Origin of the sequence: Cellulosilyticum sp. I15G10I2 (assembly GCF_900095725.1) — a bacterium.
GTDB lineage: Bacteria > Bacillota > Clostridia > Lachnospirales > Cellulosilyticaceae > FMMP01.
The window spans coordinates 586,043-604,229 of sequence record NZ_FMMP01000009.1; the positions used below are offsets into that span (position 1 = coordinate 586,043).

13 protein-coding genes are annotated in these 18,187 nt (G+C 35.5%); 2 read left to right on the top strand and 11 right to left on the bottom strand.

The features are described from left to right. Positions 1 to 242: 242 nt before the first annotated feature. The 5 genes from galU to spoIIR form a co-directional block, all read right to left on the bottom strand. Complete coding sequence (gene galU, locus BN3326_RS11255; protein WP_069999324.1) at positions 243 to 1,115, bottom strand: UTP--glucose-1-phosphate uridylyltransferase GalU; 873 nt, start codon at positions 1,113 to 1,115, stop codon at positions 243 to 245. 46 nt (positions 1,116 to 1,161) lie between these two features. Continuing rightward, entirely contained in the window at positions 1,162 to 1,560 is a 399-nt protein-coding gene (locus BN3326_RS11260; RefSeq protein WP_069999325.1) for a YwiB family protein, read from the bottom strand. Positions 1,561 to 1,700: 140 nt separating this feature from the next. Next, positions 1,701 to 2,507, bottom strand: a complete 807-nt coding sequence (gene murI, locus BN3326_RS11265; RefSeq protein WP_069999326.1) for a glutamate racemase — start codon at positions 2,505 to 2,507, stop codon at positions 1,701 to 1,703. An 11-nt stretch (positions 2,508 to 2,518) separates the two neighbouring features. Further along, complete coding sequence (locus tag BN3326_RS11270) at positions 2,519 to 3,571, bottom strand: D-alanine--D-alanine ligase family protein (protein ID WP_083258652.1); 1,053 nt, start codon at positions 3,569 to 3,571, stop codon at positions 2,519 to 2,521. 158 nt (positions 3,572 to 3,729) lie between these two features. Further along, complete coding sequence (gene spoIIR / locus BN3326_RS11275; RefSeq protein ID WP_069999328.1) at positions 3,730 to 4,437, bottom strand: stage II sporulation protein R; 708 nt, start codon at positions 4,435 to 4,437, stop codon at positions 3,730 to 3,732. A gap of 204 nt (positions 4,438 to 4,641) precedes the next feature. Between spoIIR and BN3326_RS11280 the strand changes: the two genes are divergently transcribed. Beyond that, a complete protein-coding gene (locus BN3326_RS11280; RefSeq protein WP_069999329.1) occupies positions 4,642 to 6,981 on the top strand; it encodes an ATP-dependent DNA helicase in 2,340 nt (779 codons plus the stop codon). 335 nt (positions 6,982 to 7,316) lie between these two features. Here the strand turns inward: BN3326_RS11280 and BN3326_RS11285 are convergent, their stop codons facing one another. The 5 genes from BN3326_RS11285 to BN3326_RS11305 all read right to left on the bottom strand — a co-directional run bounded on the left by BN3326_RS11285 (position 7,317) and on the right by BN3326_RS11305 (position 12,542). Continuing rightward, positions 7,317 to 8,222, bottom strand: coding sequence for a transposase (locus BN3326_RS11285; protein WP_069999330.1), 906 nt, complete (start codon positions 8,220 to 8,222; stop codon positions 7,317 to 7,319). Positions 8,223 to 8,438: 216 nt separating this feature from the next. After that, the gene (locus BN3326_RS11290; protein WP_069999331.1) at positions 8,439 to 9,590 is read right to left on the bottom strand and encodes a Ger(x)C family spore germination protein; all 1,152 of its coding nucleotides are present in this window, start codon (positions 9,588 to 9,590) and stop codon (positions 8,439 to 8,441) included. Next, entirely contained in the window at positions 9,583 to 10,683 is a 1,101-nt protein-coding gene (locus tag BN3326_RS11295; protein ID WP_069999332.1) for a GerAB/ArcD/ProY family transporter, read from the bottom strand. The genes BN3326_RS11290 and BN3326_RS11295 overlap by 8 nt, the downstream gene beginning before the upstream one ends. Further along, positions 10,684 to 12,321, bottom strand: coding sequence for a spore germination protein (locus BN3326_RS11300; protein WP_069999333.1), 1,638 nt, complete (start codon positions 12,319 to 12,321; stop codon positions 10,684 to 10,686). Between the two features lie 26 nt (positions 12,322 to 12,347). Beyond that, entirely contained in the window at positions 12,348 to 12,542 is a 195-nt protein-coding gene (locus tag BN3326_RS11305; protein WP_069999334.1) for a CLC_0170 family protein, read from the bottom strand. A gap of 335 nt (positions 12,543 to 12,877) precedes the next feature. On the opposite strand from BN3326_RS11305, the gene BN3326_RS11310 reads away from it, so the two are divergent. Further along, positions 12,878 to 16,330: an S-layer homology domain-containing protein gene (locus BN3326_RS11310; RefSeq protein ID WP_069999335.1), complete on the top strand. Its 3,453-nt coding sequence runs from the start codon at positions 12,878 to 12,880 to the stop codon at positions 16,328 to 16,330. Between the two features lie 345 nt (positions 16,331 to 16,675). Here the strand turns inward: BN3326_RS11310 and malQ are convergent, their stop codons facing one another. Continuing rightward, entirely contained in the window at positions 16,676 to 18,163 is a 1,488-nt protein-coding gene (gene malQ, locus BN3326_RS11315) for a 4-alpha-glucanotransferase (protein WP_069999336.1), read from the bottom strand. Positions 18,164 to 18,187: the final 24 nt, after the last annotated feature.

Consider the following 18,187-nt stretch of genomic DNA (forward strand, 5'->3'; position numbering starts at 1 on the left):
AGTTGGGGACGTTTCTCCAATATTGCTGGTTTAGTCTGTTCTAAACCTCATTATTTGAGAAACGTCCCCATCAGCTTACATCTGCTTAAAAGGTTTGTAGAACTTTTTAGGGACGCTTCTCCAATGTTACTGGTTTAGTTTGTTCTAAACCTCAACTTTGGAGAAGCGTCCCTCTATCTTTTTGCCCTTCTAAACCTCAACTTTGGAGAAGTGTCCCCATCGGCTTACCCATCGGCTTATGCTTAAAAGGTTTGTGTAATATTTATTAGATATTCTTTGAATTCTTCTCTTAGTTCATCTCGTTTGAGCGCAAATTCTACTGTGGCTTGCAAAAATCCCATTTTATTCCCTACGTCATAGCGTTTGCCTATAAAATCGTAAGCATACATTGGTTCTTCTTTTGCAAGTTTATTGAGTGCATCTGTAAGCTGTATCTCTCCGCCTGCACCTATTTCTTGTTTTTCCAGGTATTTAAAAATTGCTGGTGTAATAATGTATCTGCCAAGAACAGCTACATTTGAAGGTGCTTTGTCAACTGGTGGTTTTTCAACCATGTCATTAACTTTATATACCTTATCTTCTATTTGTATGCCGTCTACAATACCATATTTGTTGACATCTTTTTTATCTACAGTTTGAACACCGAGTACAGATGCATTGTATTTTTCATAGACCTCTATCATTTGTTTAAGTGCAGGTTTTTCAGAATCAATAACGTCATCTCCAAGAAGCACTGCAAAAGGTTCTTCTCCTATAAAGGTCTTTGCAGTAAGCACTGCATGTCCAAGGCCTTTGGGCTCTTTTTGTCTTATGTAGTAGATATTGGCTATTTGCGAAACAGACTTCGCTATTTCAAGGAGTTCTTTGTCCTGTTTTTTCTCAAGTTCCATCTCAAGTTCTACTGATTTGTCAAAGTGATCTTCGATCGCTTTTTTTGTACGTCCTGTAACGATAATAATATCTTGTATCCCTGAGGCCACTGCTTCTTCTACTATATATTGAATAGTCGGTTTGTCTACAATAGGCAACATCTCTTTGGGTTGCGCTTTGGTTGCAGGCAAAAACCTCGTACCTAAGCCTGCTGCTGGTATTATTGCTTTTTTAATAGTACTCATAACATGCCCCCTTAATTTATCTGTATGATCTACTCCTAGGTTGTTGTTAATTTGCAACAATCATATATATATTATCACTTATAAGCTTTCCTTGCATTAAAATTTTATACTCGATGTATATTTTTATGCCTTTTTCCAAAATATACACTTCACACTTTTTAGTAATAATCTGTATTTCCATTTCACCATAAGGCGTGTAATAGATAGTTGTATGCGGTTTTTCAGTATCAAATTCCAAGTTGCCTTTTAAAGCCCCTTGTCTCTTAACAGAAACGATGCCATTTTTTGTTTTAATAATTGTAGAAACGCTCATTTCATCATCTTTATAAGTAATATAGACACTTTCATTTCTAAAAGCTAATTGCCCCTGAAATTCAGTTTCTTTAGTATCATCATGAGTTTCATACGTTTGTTTATCATATACTTTAATGTTTATATCTTTCATTTGATTCTCCTTATAGAACAAGTTAGGAACATCACTTCTTTTCACAAGCCTTGCAAGCAAGACGAACTTTCCTATTTCAAAATAAAAGGGTAGGCCTAAAAAACCTACCACGCTCTTATTATGTTTTACATAGTTATCTTTTAATATTCTTCTATTGGAACTGTAGCTATATGCTCTATAGGTTTATTTAAAAATATTTGTGCCATTTTTTTAAACTGCTCTTCTGAGTCGCTGACATAGAATTTATATTCTGGGTTTATGCTGTTTGACGACATATTATTTTTACTCAGTATATCCCCCATTTGTTTTGCAGCTTCTTCTGCTGGGTTAATGAGTTCTACTTGAGTGCCTACAATCTCTTTAATGGTATGTGTAAGCATCGGATAATGTGTACAACCTAGAATAAGCGAATCTATATTCTTTTCAAGCAGAGGTTTTAAATACTCTTTTACCACTTGATACGCTACATCATGGTCTGCCCATCCATCTTCAACGAGTGGTACAAAAAGCGGACAAGCCTTGCCGTATACTTTTAAAGCTGCATCCTGGGCAAGCAGCAACTCCGGGTATTTATTACTCGCTATAGTCGCCTGAGTCCCAACTACCCCTATTACGCCTGTTTTGGTTGTATGCAGTGCCATGTGCACTCCCGGCCCTACCACCTCTACAATAGGGATATTAGGAAACATATCTCTTAATTCTTCAATACTGTTTGAGCTGACTGTGTTACACGCTATTATGATAGCTTTTACATCTTGTGTGAGAAGGAATCTTATGATTTGGGCAGAAAATTTGGTTACTGTTTGTTTTGATTTGCTCCCATAAGGAACTCTTGCAGTGTCTCCAAAATAGACAACGGATTCTCCTACAAGACTATGCATCACTTCTTTAACAACAGTAAGCCCCCCAACACCCGAATCAAAAATTCCTATTGGTCTAGAGTCCATATACTTTCTCCTTATAATGCAGCAAGTTCTATTAATTTTGTGATAAGCTCTTGAATAGGAGTACCTGCTGCGTCAAATAACATCGGATACATGCTAATAGACGTAAAGCCTGGCAAAGTATTTATTTCATTAAATATAATACTCCCGTCTTCTTTAACAAAAAAGTCTACTCTTGATAACCCTTTACCTTCTACAGCGTCGAATACTTCTCTTGCATAGGCTCTGATTTTTTCCTTTGTAGATTGCGGCAAATCTGCATCTACTACAGTTTTAGATTCTGCATTGTTATATTTAGCATCAAAGTCATAAAACTCTGCTGCTGCCAGAATCTCACCAACACCTGATACCTCTACCTCTTCGTTACCAAGTACAGCAGTCTCAACTTCTCGGCCAACAATGGTTTCTTCTACTAATATCCTTGAATCATGTTTGGCCGCTTCATTCAAGCCTGCTATAAGCTCTTCTTTATTTTTAGCCTTAGAGATTCCTACCGAAGAACCCGCATTGGCTGGTTTAATAAAATAAGGATATGCAAAAGCTTCTTCTATTTTGTTCACAACTTGATCCATCTGCTTAAGTTCTCTTTCTTTTACAAGAACAAACTTAGCTTGCGGAACCCCTTTTGCCTCAACAACTATTTTTGTGAAACCTTTGTCCATAGCTACTGCTGATGCTAAAACACCACAACCAACGTATGGTATTTGTGCAAGCTTACATAGACCTTGTATCGTTCCGTCCTCTCCATTTTTGCCGTGCAGAACTGGAAATACGATATCTATGTTTACATAGATCGGTTCTTGTCCTTCTCCTCTAAGGATACAGAGTCCTTTATGTGTAGGATCTGGACTTAATATAGCCGGAATACCACTTGTCACCCAGTTATTTGTCGAAAGATCAAAATCATTGCCTTTATATAACAACCATCTACCTTCTTTTGTGATACCAACTAAGTGTACCTCATATTTTGATTTATCGATATTGTTTATGATTGTAGTCGCCGATTTGAGTGACACTTCATGTTCTGATGAACATCCACCAAATAACAATAATATATCTTGTTTCATTATGTTCCTCCTATTTACAGAACCTACATTTATATTCTATTCTTAATCATACTTGATGCTTACTATATTTTATTACTTTATTTAATAATATTCAACTACAAAAAGGGAAGATCGGAGACAATTCCCCTATTTTCCCTTTATTTGAAGCAATTGGCTAATTATTTCTTTTTTGGAATTTGGTTATAATTAGGCTTATCTAGGTATGAATTGATTGTATCAACTATTTTAAATCTTACTTGATAAGGACTTCCTTTTTTATGAGCAATAAGATTATATTGTTCTTCATTGAGTTCTTTTTTAAGCTGATCCTTGCCTTCTAGGGGAACTACACCGCTTGCTGCATCAATATAGCATAGGGGCGGAAACATAACACACCACCAATTTTGTCCTTTTCCTTCTCCAATAATAATTCTGCAAGCCTCATATTCTCCTGCCGGCAGCACCACATCGCCATAAGCTTTTGTAGGAAAATTAGCATAATCAAGTGCCACATAAACTTTATATTGTTTGTCCCACTTTTTAACTACCTTCTTCGCAATCTCTTCTATATTGAATAAATTTTTCTTAACAAGCATTCTTGTCTCATCTATACTTGTTGACTCCTTAAGCATAGGCTCCATGTACGCAATAACTTCATCTCTTACTTGTTGCTTAAGCAGTTGATCTGCTGTTGTATCACTATTTGCAACCACATGAAATCTAATGACCTTATCAGAAATAGCCTCTGTAACCGAATGTGTATATGTACCTATAGTGACTTTACAAATAGTGAGTAAACATACTACAATGAATACAATGTATAAAAACTTTTTATAATTTTTTGTTTGAAATACTTGAAACAAATACTGTCTGATAATATTTTTCATAAGATGTCCCCCATATTAATTAACGTTTAGTGTAATTATTGACTCATATTTATTTTTTATACACCTTCCTCAAAATTTTTTCGAACATATTTCGGGGACGCTTCTTTAATCTTCCTTTTTGGCGGTACGTCTTTTAGAACTGCTCTTTGGGGACAGTTATTTAATTTTGATGTTTATAAATTTCTTGTTTGTGTGGTGAATAGCATGCGTATAAATAATAATACTGTTTCTGTTTCCGTTCGTGATTTAATTGAATTTATATTAAAACATGGTAATTTAGACGCTTCAACTATTGTCAGTTCTTCAAGAGCAGTATTGGGCACTAGAGCTCATAAGAAGATCCAGAAATCTATGGGAGATAATTATACGAGCGAGGTCATTTTAAAACATACTTGTACCTATGATGATATAAGCTTTATAATAGAAGGCCGCGCCGATGGGATTATAGAGAATATAGATGTTTTGATTATAGATGAGATTAAGTCAACTACCGTTTCGCTTGATATGATAGAAGAAGACTATAACCCCCTTCACTTAGCGCAGGTTAAATGTTATGCCTTTATGTACGCTGCTGATAAGAACCTGTCTAAAATAGGTGGGCAATTAACCTATTATAACTTAGATACAAAGGAAACTAAGCGCTTTTTAAAATTTTATAATTATGCTGAACTCAAAACATTTTTTGAGGATCTGACAGATCAATATATCATTTGGATTAGATTTTATATCAACTGGTGTGCTTTAAGGGACGCTTCTTTAAAACTGCTGGTTTTCCCCTTTGAAAAATATAGGGCCGGTCAGAGAGAACTTGCAGTTCATGTCTATAAAAGCATTGTTAACTCTTCTAAGCTTTTTGTTAACGCACCAACAGGCATTGGAAAAACTATTTCTACCCTATTTCCTTCTTTAAAAGCTATGGGCGAGGGACAGATCTCCAAAATTTTCTATATCACAGCGAAAACCATTACCAGATCAGTTGCAGAAAGTGCTCTAAATATTATTCAACTTGGAGGGACACGCGTTAAAAGTATTACGCTTACTGCTAAAGATAAAATTTGTTTTTGTGAAACAACACATTGTACACCTTCTCATTGTATGTATGCCGAGGGACACTTTGATAGAGTAAATACTGCTATTTGGGATGCCCTAAATACTAGTGATTTATTTACGCGAGATGTTATTGAAACACTTGCTAAGAAGCATCGTGTATGCCCTTTTGAACTAAGTCTTGACCTTGCACTCTGGATGGATGTCATTATCTGTGACTATAATTATATTTTTGATCCAACCGTTGCGCTTAAACGTTTTTTGGATGCCCGTGATTATGTACTTTTAATAGATGAAGCACATAATTTAGTAGATAGAGCACGCGATATGTTTTCAGCCAGCCTTTCTAAGAAAAACATATTATCTGCAAAAAAAGTTCTTCCCAAATCTTATAATTCTATAAAAACAGCTCTTTCAAAAATTAACACTTACCTTTTAGATATAAAAAAGGATTATTTTGCACAAGGCTTGCCTTTTATAAAAAAAGAAGCACCAAATAGTATTTATCCTCTCCTTCGGCAATTTATTAACTTATGCGATAAACAGTTTCAAAAGTCCTCTAGATCTTCTCTTGAGAGTTCTTTGATAGATATGTATTTTGAAATATATAATTTTCTCAAGCTATTTGAGCTCTATGATGATAAATATATTACTTATGCGAGTAGTGAAAATGGGGATATTACGCTTAAACTATTTTGTATCGATCCCTCTTTTTTATTAGGTGAAACAATGGCCAAATTTAAGAGTATTATTTTATTCTCTGCAACATTTTTGCCTATAGATTATTATAAATATTTACTTTGTGGTGAAGATGATACAGCGATCAGGTTGGCTTCTCCTTTTGACTCATCCAAATACCTTCGGCTCATTGCTACAGATATATCCACAAGGTATCAAGATAGAGCGCATAGTTATGCACATATTTGCAGTTACATTAAACAAATTGTTGATAACAAGGCGGGAAACTATTTTGTTTTTTTTCCTTCATATAAGTATCTTATTGATGTTTATAATGCTTTTTCAACAATATACGGTTCGTCTTATACCCTCCATGTTCAATCTTCTAATATGAGTGAGGTTGAAAGAGAATCTTTTTTAGAGCAGTTTAAAGCAAACCCTGTTGATACTCATATTGGCTTTTGTGTTCTAGGAGGAATCTATTCCGAAGGTATTGATTTAAAATACGATAGATTAATTGGTGTAATCATAGTGGGGGTAGGCCTTCCTCAACTCTGCTTAGAACGTACACTTATCGAGAATTATTTTAATGAAAATGGCAAAAATGGTTATCACTATGCCTATACTTACCCTGGCATAAATAAAGTCTTTCAAGCAGCTGGGCGCCTTATACGAACTGAAGAAGATAGCGGCATAATACTTTTAATAGATGATAGATTTACGAGTTCTCTCTATAGAGCACTATTTCCGCCCGAATGGTCACCTTACTATCCCGTTACATTAAGTTCTATCTCCGATTACTTAACTTTTAAGAAATGAGTAATTGCGAGTAATTGGGGACGTTTCTTTATTTTTCCTGGCGACGGATAGTTGGGGACGTTTCTTTATTCTTCCGGTTTAGATTGCCGATATTTGGATGTTTGGGGATATTGTGACGATATTTGGGGACAGTCTTTTATTTATCTTTTATTTATCTTGTTTACAATACTTTTATACGCATGAAAAGGCAACGTAATAGTTTAACTACGTTGCCTTTATGTATTTGTCTTCTATTTCATTTTCCACTTACTAACTTCTTTATGATTCGCTCCTTAAATAAAAATATATTTACACAACACAAATAAGCCTTTAATCTATAAGTATTATTAAAGACTTTATGCTATTTGTTTTAATACCTTATTTACTTCTTCTTGAATACTCTGGTCTTCTATCATTAAGTTAATAGCTCTTTTTATGCTTTCTCCAATAGCTGGTGGTTTTACATAAAATATTTCTGCTAGTTGTTTATAAGTCATTTTTCCTATAAGCGCCATAATATATATCGAAAGATCTCTTTGCTTCTGATGAATTTTATTATTTCTTTTTAACAATTGTAGTTTGTGGACATTAAAATGCTTTGATACTACGGCCAGAATCTGGTCTTCATTCATTTCTTTAGACGCTCCTGTAGCAGCTACTTCAGCCCTTATCCCTTTATGTCCCGATTCAATGGCCACAGCCACTTCTTCCTCAATCTCCTTATTATACATATACTCAGCATACAACTTCATACTGCCTTTATAATCTTTTGAAAAGTATGCTAGTATACGCCTATTATCTATTATTTCATAAGAATCACGCTCTCCCAAGTACATTTTCAAACTGCTCCACTTGTAATCTTCTGGTGCTCCAACCATACCTGCTTCCGCTGGATTTAAATGTATATATTTAGATACTTCAATAAAATAAGAATCTCTCTTAACCATGACACTATTAAATCTCCCTTGAAACAAATGCCCGCAACGATTATATCTTTTATTAAAGTATCTGACATAGCTTAGGTTAAGACCTTTCATTACCTTTGAAATATCTTGTCCATTATCATATATAAGAAGATGTACATGATTTGTCATAAGACAGTATGCATATACTTCTATCTTAAACTTTTCTTTATATCTTTTTAGTCTCTTCAAATATTGAATTCTATCTTCTTCATCTTCGAAAATATCTTGTTTGTTGTTACCCCTAACCATAATATGATACGTACTATACTCACACTTTTCTCTAGGTCCTCTTGGCATATATTCATTCACCCTTTTTATTTTAGAGCATAGCCAAAAACATATTTTTAATACAGTTTGCCTTTATTTTTTTACCTTTTGAAGAAATTTCAACTTCATCTACCCACTATTTTAAAGAACTGTCCCCAAATTCACAAATTCAAAGAACTGTTCCCAATTCAGTGCATTGCTAGTGCAACTGGAAAATTGGAGAAACGTCCCCTCTCGTTACCCTCGTTATTGCAATACACCTGTGTTTTGGATATTCACTGTAGCGCTTACGTGTATCGGTAGATTTTTATATGCTCCTTTATCCCATGTATCTTTGTAGTTTTTCCACTGCTTTGGATGTTTGCGGTACATTTCTAGGCCTATCTCAAGAAAATCTACTTCTAATTCTTTAGATTTATTGACTGCTACATTGACTTGTTTTTCTATTTCTTGTTTAAGAATCTCTGTTATCTTTGATATACTTTGCTCATTAAGTATATTTTTATCATCAGTTGATACATATTCTTTTATATCTCCAGTCGTTGTTATATTAATATAACATTCCCATGAGCCATTATTTTCTTTAAAAGCAATTTTGCTTTCTTGTTCCTTAATCATATAGGTTAAATACTGATTTTCATAATCAACAACTACTGGTGCTCTTCGCACTTCTCCTTCAACAAACAGTTCGCCTCTTACTTCTTCTTCATCTAGCCACGTTACTAGTTCATAATCCTTAATAAGTGCAGCCCCACGTATGTGAATAATCCCTTCTTCATTGCTACTTATGATAGGAATAGTGGCTACCCCTGTATCATCTATCTCTTTTATAAAATTTCCTAACAGCTGCTCTTTTGCACGACTTGCGCCTCGCTCTCTATTATTATAATACTCCATGACATACATCCCTATAATAGGATTTTGAGGGTTTTCGGCTCGCGCAAAATCTCCCGCAAGACCTTTTACAGCAAGAAGTGTAACACTTCTTCCCATTTTCATGTCCCTAAGGAGTGCATCTATAGCCGCTCTTAATAAACCCTTATCTTTTAAGAGCTCTTCTCCAATAATCAGTGCCTTTGTATGATTAAGTGTCACTGTATCTTGTGTCTTTTTTTCAACCTCATCTATACTTGTTGTTATTGAAACACTATTTGTTGTTATATTGGTTTTTACCTTTTCTGCAAGACTCTCTTTACCTGATAATAGCCCTATGTCTGGTACACCATATGTTATGCGATAGGATTGCTGCTCATTAATAGGCTGGCTTAAATCCAGGTCAGGATTTTTATCTAATGCAATATCCAATATGATATGTCTTTCATCCAGTTCTACACTATCCCAGCATCCAGTTAATACAAGAGGGAATATGAGTAGAAATAACCATTTAAACTTATTCATTTGTATTCCCTGCCTTTCTCATCTTAGCTATACCAAGAAGAATTATTGGAATCGGAAATAAGAACCATATACCAAAACGGTATTGGAACATAATGTAATATTTATAGGCATCTACTAAGCTTTTAGGAAATATAGCTATAAAATAAACAACAGGGATAATAGGCAGCAGAAATATATTTTCTCTCTTAAACTTAAAACTCCTGCTTCCCATAAGTGAAGTAAAATATAGGCCTGAACTAATGTACATATATATACTAAATACCCAGCTTGTCATCATAAAAACTTCTTGATTTTCTATCCACGAACCTGGAAATTGTACACTCTGCATTAATGTTAAGACCGGCCATATTTGCTTATTTGTTTCATTGACACCTATCCCTATATAAGTTGAAACAATAACTATTGCTTCTATGATTGCAATAATAATAAGTGCTAATAACATAGCTCTCCTTGATTTTTCTTGCTTTTTCATAAGTCCTGCTAAAATAAGCATAAACTCTATCGGCATAAATGAAAGACTTATAAAGAATGCCCCTCTTCCGATACTCACCATATCTGTTTCAAAAAAAGGCATAAGCTGCTTGTAATCTGCTTTAGCGATTATAAACACAAGCACTATGGCCAGAGGAAAAAATATAAAATACATAAGAACCTCCGCCATACGGGCTGTTGCCTCAATCCCTGATTTTACCAGATATGCTGTTGTAAGGAGTAACGATAAGATAATAACCGGCAGGGGCGTTGTAGGAAGCATAACCTGAGAAACCATCTCACCAAACATTCTCATTTCAAGTCCTGTAGTAATGAGAATTTTAAGTGCAAATAGACCAATAACACAGTAACCAATAGCCTTAGGAAGTATTTTAGGCATAAACTCGACAATAGTATCTCCCTTAAATCTATTCGTAAGGCTCGTTATAGCGTAAAGATACAGCATTCCGAAAATAAGAGCGACAATAGGAAGAATATATCCATTTCTCCCTACATGGTTAGCAGCAATTCTTGGAAGCAATAGTATACTCGTATTAAACATCTGAAGTATAAGTAGTATTTCAACCTGTCTTACTGATACTTTGCTATTATGAGAAAACATCTACTCACCTCTTTTATTTGAATTATTGTTATTACCATTCTCAGTGCCTGGTTCTAAATCTTGATCAAGTCTGTCTTCTTTTAGCCGAATACGTATACGCTGGTTTTCTTTTGCAAAAATTGGCCGTGTAACCTGCATAAACGTCGGAAATCTGAGTATCGTATCTTTCAAATCTTTAAATTCATTACGATCAGAGGCACAATATGGTGCAAGATAAGGTACTCTGAAACTTTCTAGAGAAGAAAGATGTGCAAGTACAAAAAGCATTGCTAGTAAGAATCCATATAATCCAAATAAAGCAGATGCTATAATAAAGAAAAATCTAATGAGTCTAAAAGCTGATGTAAGATTATAATCTGGTATTGCAAAAGTACATATTGCTGTAAACGCAACTATGATGATAATCATTGGGCTTATGATTCTCGCCTCTACTGCTGCTTGTCCTATAACGATACCGCCTACAAGACCTATGACATGGCCGATCGCTCCTGGTATACGTATCCCAGCTTCCCGAAATAGTTCAAAAGTGAGCTCCATGACAAGTATTTCTAATACGGAAGGAAAGGTAATACCCGCCCGTGCAGCAGCTATAGCTATTGCAAATGGCGTTGGAATCATGCCTGCCTGAAAATTAAGTAGCGCTATATAAAACCCCGGAAGTGTAAAAGAAAGAAAAGATACTAAATATCTTAATACTCTCGTAAAACTCATAATCTGCCATCTTTGATAATAGTCTTCTGAAGCTTGAAAAAACGCATTAAGTGTTGTAGGGACTATAATAACAAAAGGTGAATTATCTACTACGATAGCTACTTTACCCTCTAAGAGGCTGGACGCTACCTTATCCGGCCTTTCTGTTGCTTGCGTCTGTGGGAAAGGACTTTTCCAGCTTTCTTCTATAAGCTGTTCTATATAGCCACTGTCAAAAATGGCATCTACTTCATATTTATCAAGCCTTTCCATAACTTCGTCTATAAGTTCAGGCTTTGCAATATCTTCCATGTACATAACGGCAACATCTGTTCTGCTTCGTATACCATAACTTAATGATTTAACCTTAAGCTTCGTGTCTCTAATTCGCCTTCTAATAAGGACTGTATTAAATCTGACACTCTCAGTAAATCCGTCTCTGGCCCCTCTGACTACATTCTCCGTCGCAGGCTCTCCGACCCCTCTATTAGGCCATCCTCTTGTTGCTATAACCAGTGCCTTTTTAGAATCATCAACAAATATAGCACTATCCCCAGATAATATTGATCTAACAATATCATCCATTTTATCCACTTCTTTAATATCAAAAGTAGCAGAAAAATGCTCCATAATAATCTGCGTCGGTGTTTTATCGCTTTCAAAAATACTACCATTTAAATTTTTATAGTCAATAATTCTGCTTAAGAAAAAATGATCTAATAGTTCTCTATTGATCATTCCGTCAATATATACACCTAAAACTCTAAAGGGTATTTGTTTACTTATATCCACTTCCCTTTTAACAACATCTACGCAGTCCTTAAATAAAATATCCAAATTCTTAATGTTTTCCTCTAAACTTGTAGACAACTCCATATTTATTTTGTTTTCTTTATCATGATATATGCCCTCAACACTTATTTTAGTTGGACCTTGCTGTTTTGCCATACACCTTCTCCTTCCCTCTGTCTATCTCATAATGTTATAATTACAACCCCTATTATTGAAACGGCTATATAAAACCACCCAACTATCTTAGCAAATGAACCTTCTCTTTTTAACTTCACTACATGTATTAAGTCTCTGCTTTGAATAAATACCATATATGCCCCTATCCCCATCATAACTACCACTATATAAATAGAAAACATGTCTCTTAGCATTTCCATATCTTATTCCTCTTTTCTTTCTTCTAAACCACATACTTATAACATTATTTGTAATTACCCAAAAAATATACATTGCGAACACCATGAGACTATATAGTGGAGTAGTGGAGTATTTGGGGACGGTTCTCCAATTTTACTGTTATAAAATATATATAACTGCAAAATTGGAGAACCGTCCCCCTCTCTTTAGTTCTCTCTTTTTATCCACTCATAATATTTTTTACTTTTTTTGGTATTTTATCTTTTTTTAAATTAATGATTGGTTTATTATATTTATGTGAATACTTAAAATAAATAGAATTCTACAACATATTTTATGAGAAAAGGGTGTTTTAATGAAAAGGACAAGCTATATAACAATTATCTTAGCTATTCTATTTGCACTATTAATTACCTCTTCGTTTCCTGCATTTGCTAACACTACCGAGTTATCTGCTAAAACAAATAGTATGGCTTCAAATTGGATAAATAAAGGCATTATTTTAGGCTATCCTGATAGCACCTACCGACTTAACCAACCCATGACCCGTGCAGAACTTGCAGCAGCTATCTGCCGTCTTTTTGGTCTTAGCCATACCGAACCCACACTAGTACTTTCAGATATTTCTCCTACAAACTGGTATGCTCCTTCTGTCTACCCTATAGTGTCAAAAAATATAATGAGTCTTCGCTCAATTAGCTCAATGCATACTTTTAATCCGGCTTCACCTCTAACTTACAAAGAAGCTCTAGAAAGCTTATCACAGGCCTACAACACAAGTATTGAAGATATAATAACACCCCAAAATATAGCCCCCAACGCCTTATTTACTCGATTAGATTTCATTACGTTAATCGATCAGCTTACCCAAGAACTTATTTATGCTCCCTGTACCTATTCCAATGATGTACTTGGTAATCTTATTATTAATACGCCTAATGTAGTGCTTCAAAATATGACTATATCAGGCAATCTATATTTGGCTGAAGGCATAGATAAAGGTTCCATAACCCTTGACGGCGTTCATGTTCAAGGAAATCTATATGTAAATGGCTGTGGTGATCATTCTTTAATCATTAAAAATAATACCATTATTGAATCTATGATAGTTGAAAATAAAATAAGCACCGTCCGGCTCGTTACCACTCCAGAAAGCGCTATAAAAAAACTTATTCTCCTTACCCCAACTATTTTAGACAGTCCTATATCTTTATATGACGCAGCCTCCAAAAAGTATGCTATTTATCCCTATACGCTTACCCCTATACCTAATAATAATACATCTCCTTCAACTAATAATAATTCCACTATAGAAATACCTATTATAAATGACCCACCTGTTGATCCGCCTATTTCAGATGACACTTCCTCACCAAATGCTCCTACAGATGAAACACCTTCCGAAGATGATAATACACCTCCAAGCGGACCTATAGTTGAATCCCCCGCAGATCAGCCTCCTATTGATGACGACAATCCATCTCAAAATGATCCTGAGAACGAACCTCCTGCCGAAGACGATAACATCCCTCCGGGTAATCCTTCTGACGAGCCTGATCAGGATACCCCTCCTCTAGATGATGATTCTCCTGACACCCCTATCCCCGACCTTGATGCACCATCAAATATTTCAATAAATCTTACAAATTACCCAGAGCTTAACTTCAACTGGGATACTGTCCCTTTGGCATCCCTTTATGACTTTAAAATAACTAATCTACAGAATTCCTTTGATTATTTTTCAGTGCAAACAACAGCCCCGATCATTACGCTCTCCCCTATTGATTATCAGCTAACCCTAGATAATCAATATGTTGTTTCTATCACTGCTATTGCAGATGATATTAGTGCAACGGCCACAGCAACTCTATCTATGCCCGTATTTGATTTACAAGAGTCTAGCAACGGTCTCTTGCAGGTAAAGGCATACTCTGATCCTGTAAATAATATGACTATACAAAATCTTAATCTTGCTATCTACGAAGAAAATCCAAGTGATACCATATCGCCTCCAAGCAGTCTACAGCATACCTTTACTTTTAATAACACTCAAGATGCTTATCTTATACCTATACTTCTAAACAATGACTCTATCTATACTTTAAAAATAGTAGCTCCCCTTCTCGCGGGCGACTCTCCATACCCCCTTAGTCAGTATACTGCAACTTACTTTGCGAATATTAGTTACAATAATATTACCACTCACCCAAATTCTATTGGTAACAGTGCAGCGACTCCCATAACGATCTCTTCTGTAAGGCATCTTAAGAATTTAAGTTCATTTGTGGCAGATGGACAACTTACAAAAAATAAATATTTTAAAATAATAAATAATCTCGATTTTGCAAATCCTTTTGATGATCACACATCTTCTGAGCGCAGCAACTTTACGCCCATAGGCATAAAAACTGATAGATTCTCATCAGGCGTTATAAGTAAACCTGCCAAAGACAGTAAGCCTTTTGAAGGTGATTTTGATGGTGGCGGATACACTATTTCTAATCTAAAGATCTCTATAGGACCAAATGACAATATACCATCTACTTCTTATGTGTATGCAGGCTTATTTGCAGTCACAGCAGGCAGTATCCGTAATATTACGCTTGATGCTACCTGCGAGATAACTGCCGATCATGACGACAAGTGTCTCGCTGCAGGCATTGCAGCTTTTGTGAACTTTGCTGGTACTACTAAAAGTATCTCAAACTGCTACAATTATGCATCTATTAGCAGCTCCTATTACGCCGGCGGTATTGTTGGACATATGTATTCTGAAAATAACTCCTCCAGCATTGTAAATAACTGTTATAACTATGGTTCAATAAAAGGCATATACGGTGCTTCTGGAATAGCTAATCTGTTAAATCTATCCTCTTCAAGTAAAATTAATATTAATGATTGCTATAACCATGGCTCTGTTAAAGCCATAATTTATTCTGGTGGTATAGTTGGTGAATCTATAGGTAATGGTATAAGTAATATAACTAAATGCAGTAACTTTGGTTTAATTGAAACTGAAAAGCCAACAAAATTAACTACTGATATGGCTTCTGCCGGAATAATAGCCTATGCAATGAATAAGACAAATATAAGCTATTGTCTAAATGGCGGAACCATCCAAACCGATGCCAGCGCAGCCCCCCCTGCTCAGACTGTCACCCTCTATGCGGGAGGTATTATTGGGCGATTAAGTTATAATGGCTATACACTACTTTCAAACTATAATTATGGCAGTGTATCAAACATATCATCACACTCAAGTACAAATTACACAGGTGGTATTTTACCTACGTACAATCCTTCATGTACTCTATCACCTAGCTATATAAATACCTGTTCTATTGTTCACTATGGGGCTAATGCATACCAGCCTGAAAACGTTGTTTCTTTAACTTGTACTGCTTTTATCACTCACCTCGAGGAAAACTTATGCCATCTTTCACATACTCTTTTAGATTTTATCAAACAGCAAATATACACCGACTGTGATATCTGCTACGAAATCGAAGATACAATTATTGGGGATTTAGAATACTCCCCTGAAGAAATGGGAGATGTATCCAAAGATAGTGATTTAGAAGATACTCATTTAGAGGATCGCAATTTAGAAGACAGTAATTTGGAAAACAACTTATCCAATGATATAACGCATGACATAGAAGATACTTCATCTTTTGGTTCCCAAGATAATATACCTTCTGCTGAATCAGAAAATATATCGGATGATCTTCCTGATAACTTCACTGATGATATTACGAATAATACTGCAGATGATTTTCTAAATACTCTATCTGATGATCTATCTTAAAAATTATTCTGGGACTTCTCATATAACTTTGAAAGATCCCTGCCTCTTTTGCCTTGTGATTTTGATAAGCGCGCTCCAAAGGGCTGTCCTTTAAGTCCTTTAATAAACTTTTCCAATTGACTATATTTATTATTTTCTAGATATTACTTTTCAGACATTATTATAAAAGGGATGAGATTTTACAAATCTCATCCCTTTTATAACCTCAATTTTAAAGAACCGTCCCCTGTTACTCTATTTTAGAGAACTGTCCCCCTATTACCTTAGAGAACTGTCCCCTGTTACTCTGCTTTAACCCTCAGTCTTAAAGAAGCGTCCCCCATTATTCTCCCCATTATTCTATTCCTAATATTCTACTCTTTTATAGCACGCTGTAAGCTCGTATATTCTATCTGCCAATCCTTGAGTCAGGACATCTTTTTTCATTCTCCATTTCCAGTTAATGCCGAGGGTGGAGGGTCTATTCATACGGGCTTCGTTGCCTAAGCCTAAAAAATCTTGCATAGGCGCTATAGCCGTTTCTGCTGTGCTGCTCCACGCCCCCCTTATAACTCCCCAGTGGCAACCTTCTTTATCATCAAGCTTGAGATACTTTTTGGCATACGCTACATCTTTTTTATCGCCCGTTGTATCTATCCAACCGACTGTTGTGTCATTATCATGGGTACCTGTATAAACGATACAGTTTTTATTATAATTATGGGGCAAATAGCTGCTTTCTTCTGTCGTGCTAAATGCAAACTGAAGTATTTTCATACCAGGATAACCAGTTACATCTCTAAAGTCTATGACTTCCTGCGTAAGGTATCCTAAATCCTCAGCAATAATAGCCACTTCTCCAAGTTTTGCATAAATGGCATCAAAGAGCTTCATAGCAGGGCCTTTTACCCATTTACCGTTTTCGGCTGTTTCATCTCCAAAAGGGATTTCCCAATAAGCTTCAAAGCCTCTAAAATGATCTATCCTTACCACGTCATAGAGCTTAAAACTTTCTTTAATCCTATCTATCCACCAACTGAACCCTGTTTGCTCTAAGTACTCCCAGTCATAGATAGGATTACCCCATAGCTGCCCTGTATCTGAAAAAGCATCTGGCGGACATCCCGCTACAACAGTTGGATTTTTATGAGTGTCCAGCTTAAACAGTTCTGCATTCGCCCAAGTATCAGCGCTGTCTATCGCTACATAAATCGGAATATCTCCTATAATTTTTATACCTAAGTCATTAACATAAGCTTTTAGAGCTCTCCATTGTTTAAAAAACTGATACTGCACAAAAATCCAATACTCAATCTCATCTTTTAATGCTATTTTGTAGGCTTCTAGTGCCTCTTTCTCTCTTAACTTAATAGCGTCATCCCACTCTTGCCAGCTTAAAAGACCCATTTTATTTTTGATCGCCATATACATTGCATAATCCTCAAGCCAAAGCTTATTTTCTGCTTTAAATAGGGCTATTTCTTGCTTTAACATATCTTTGCCATTATGATAAGCTATCCTTAGAATATCAAACCTCTTTTCAAATAACCTGCCATAATCTACTTCCGTTTCATCTATCCCAAAATCTATATTTTCAAAGTCTTCTTCTTTAAGAAGGCCTTCTTTTTCGAGTAGTTTAAAATCTATAAAATAGGGGTTGCCTGCATACGCCGAAAAAGCTTGGTAGGGTGAATCTCCATAACCTGTATGTCCTAATGGAAGTATCTGCCAATAGCTTTGACCTGATGCTTTAAGAAAATCTGCAAATTTATAGGCCTGTTCCCCAAATGTTCCTATCCCATAGTCTTCTGGCAAAGAAGATATATGCATCAAAATCCCACTCGCTCTACTCATTATCAGACTCACCTTCTCTCCTCA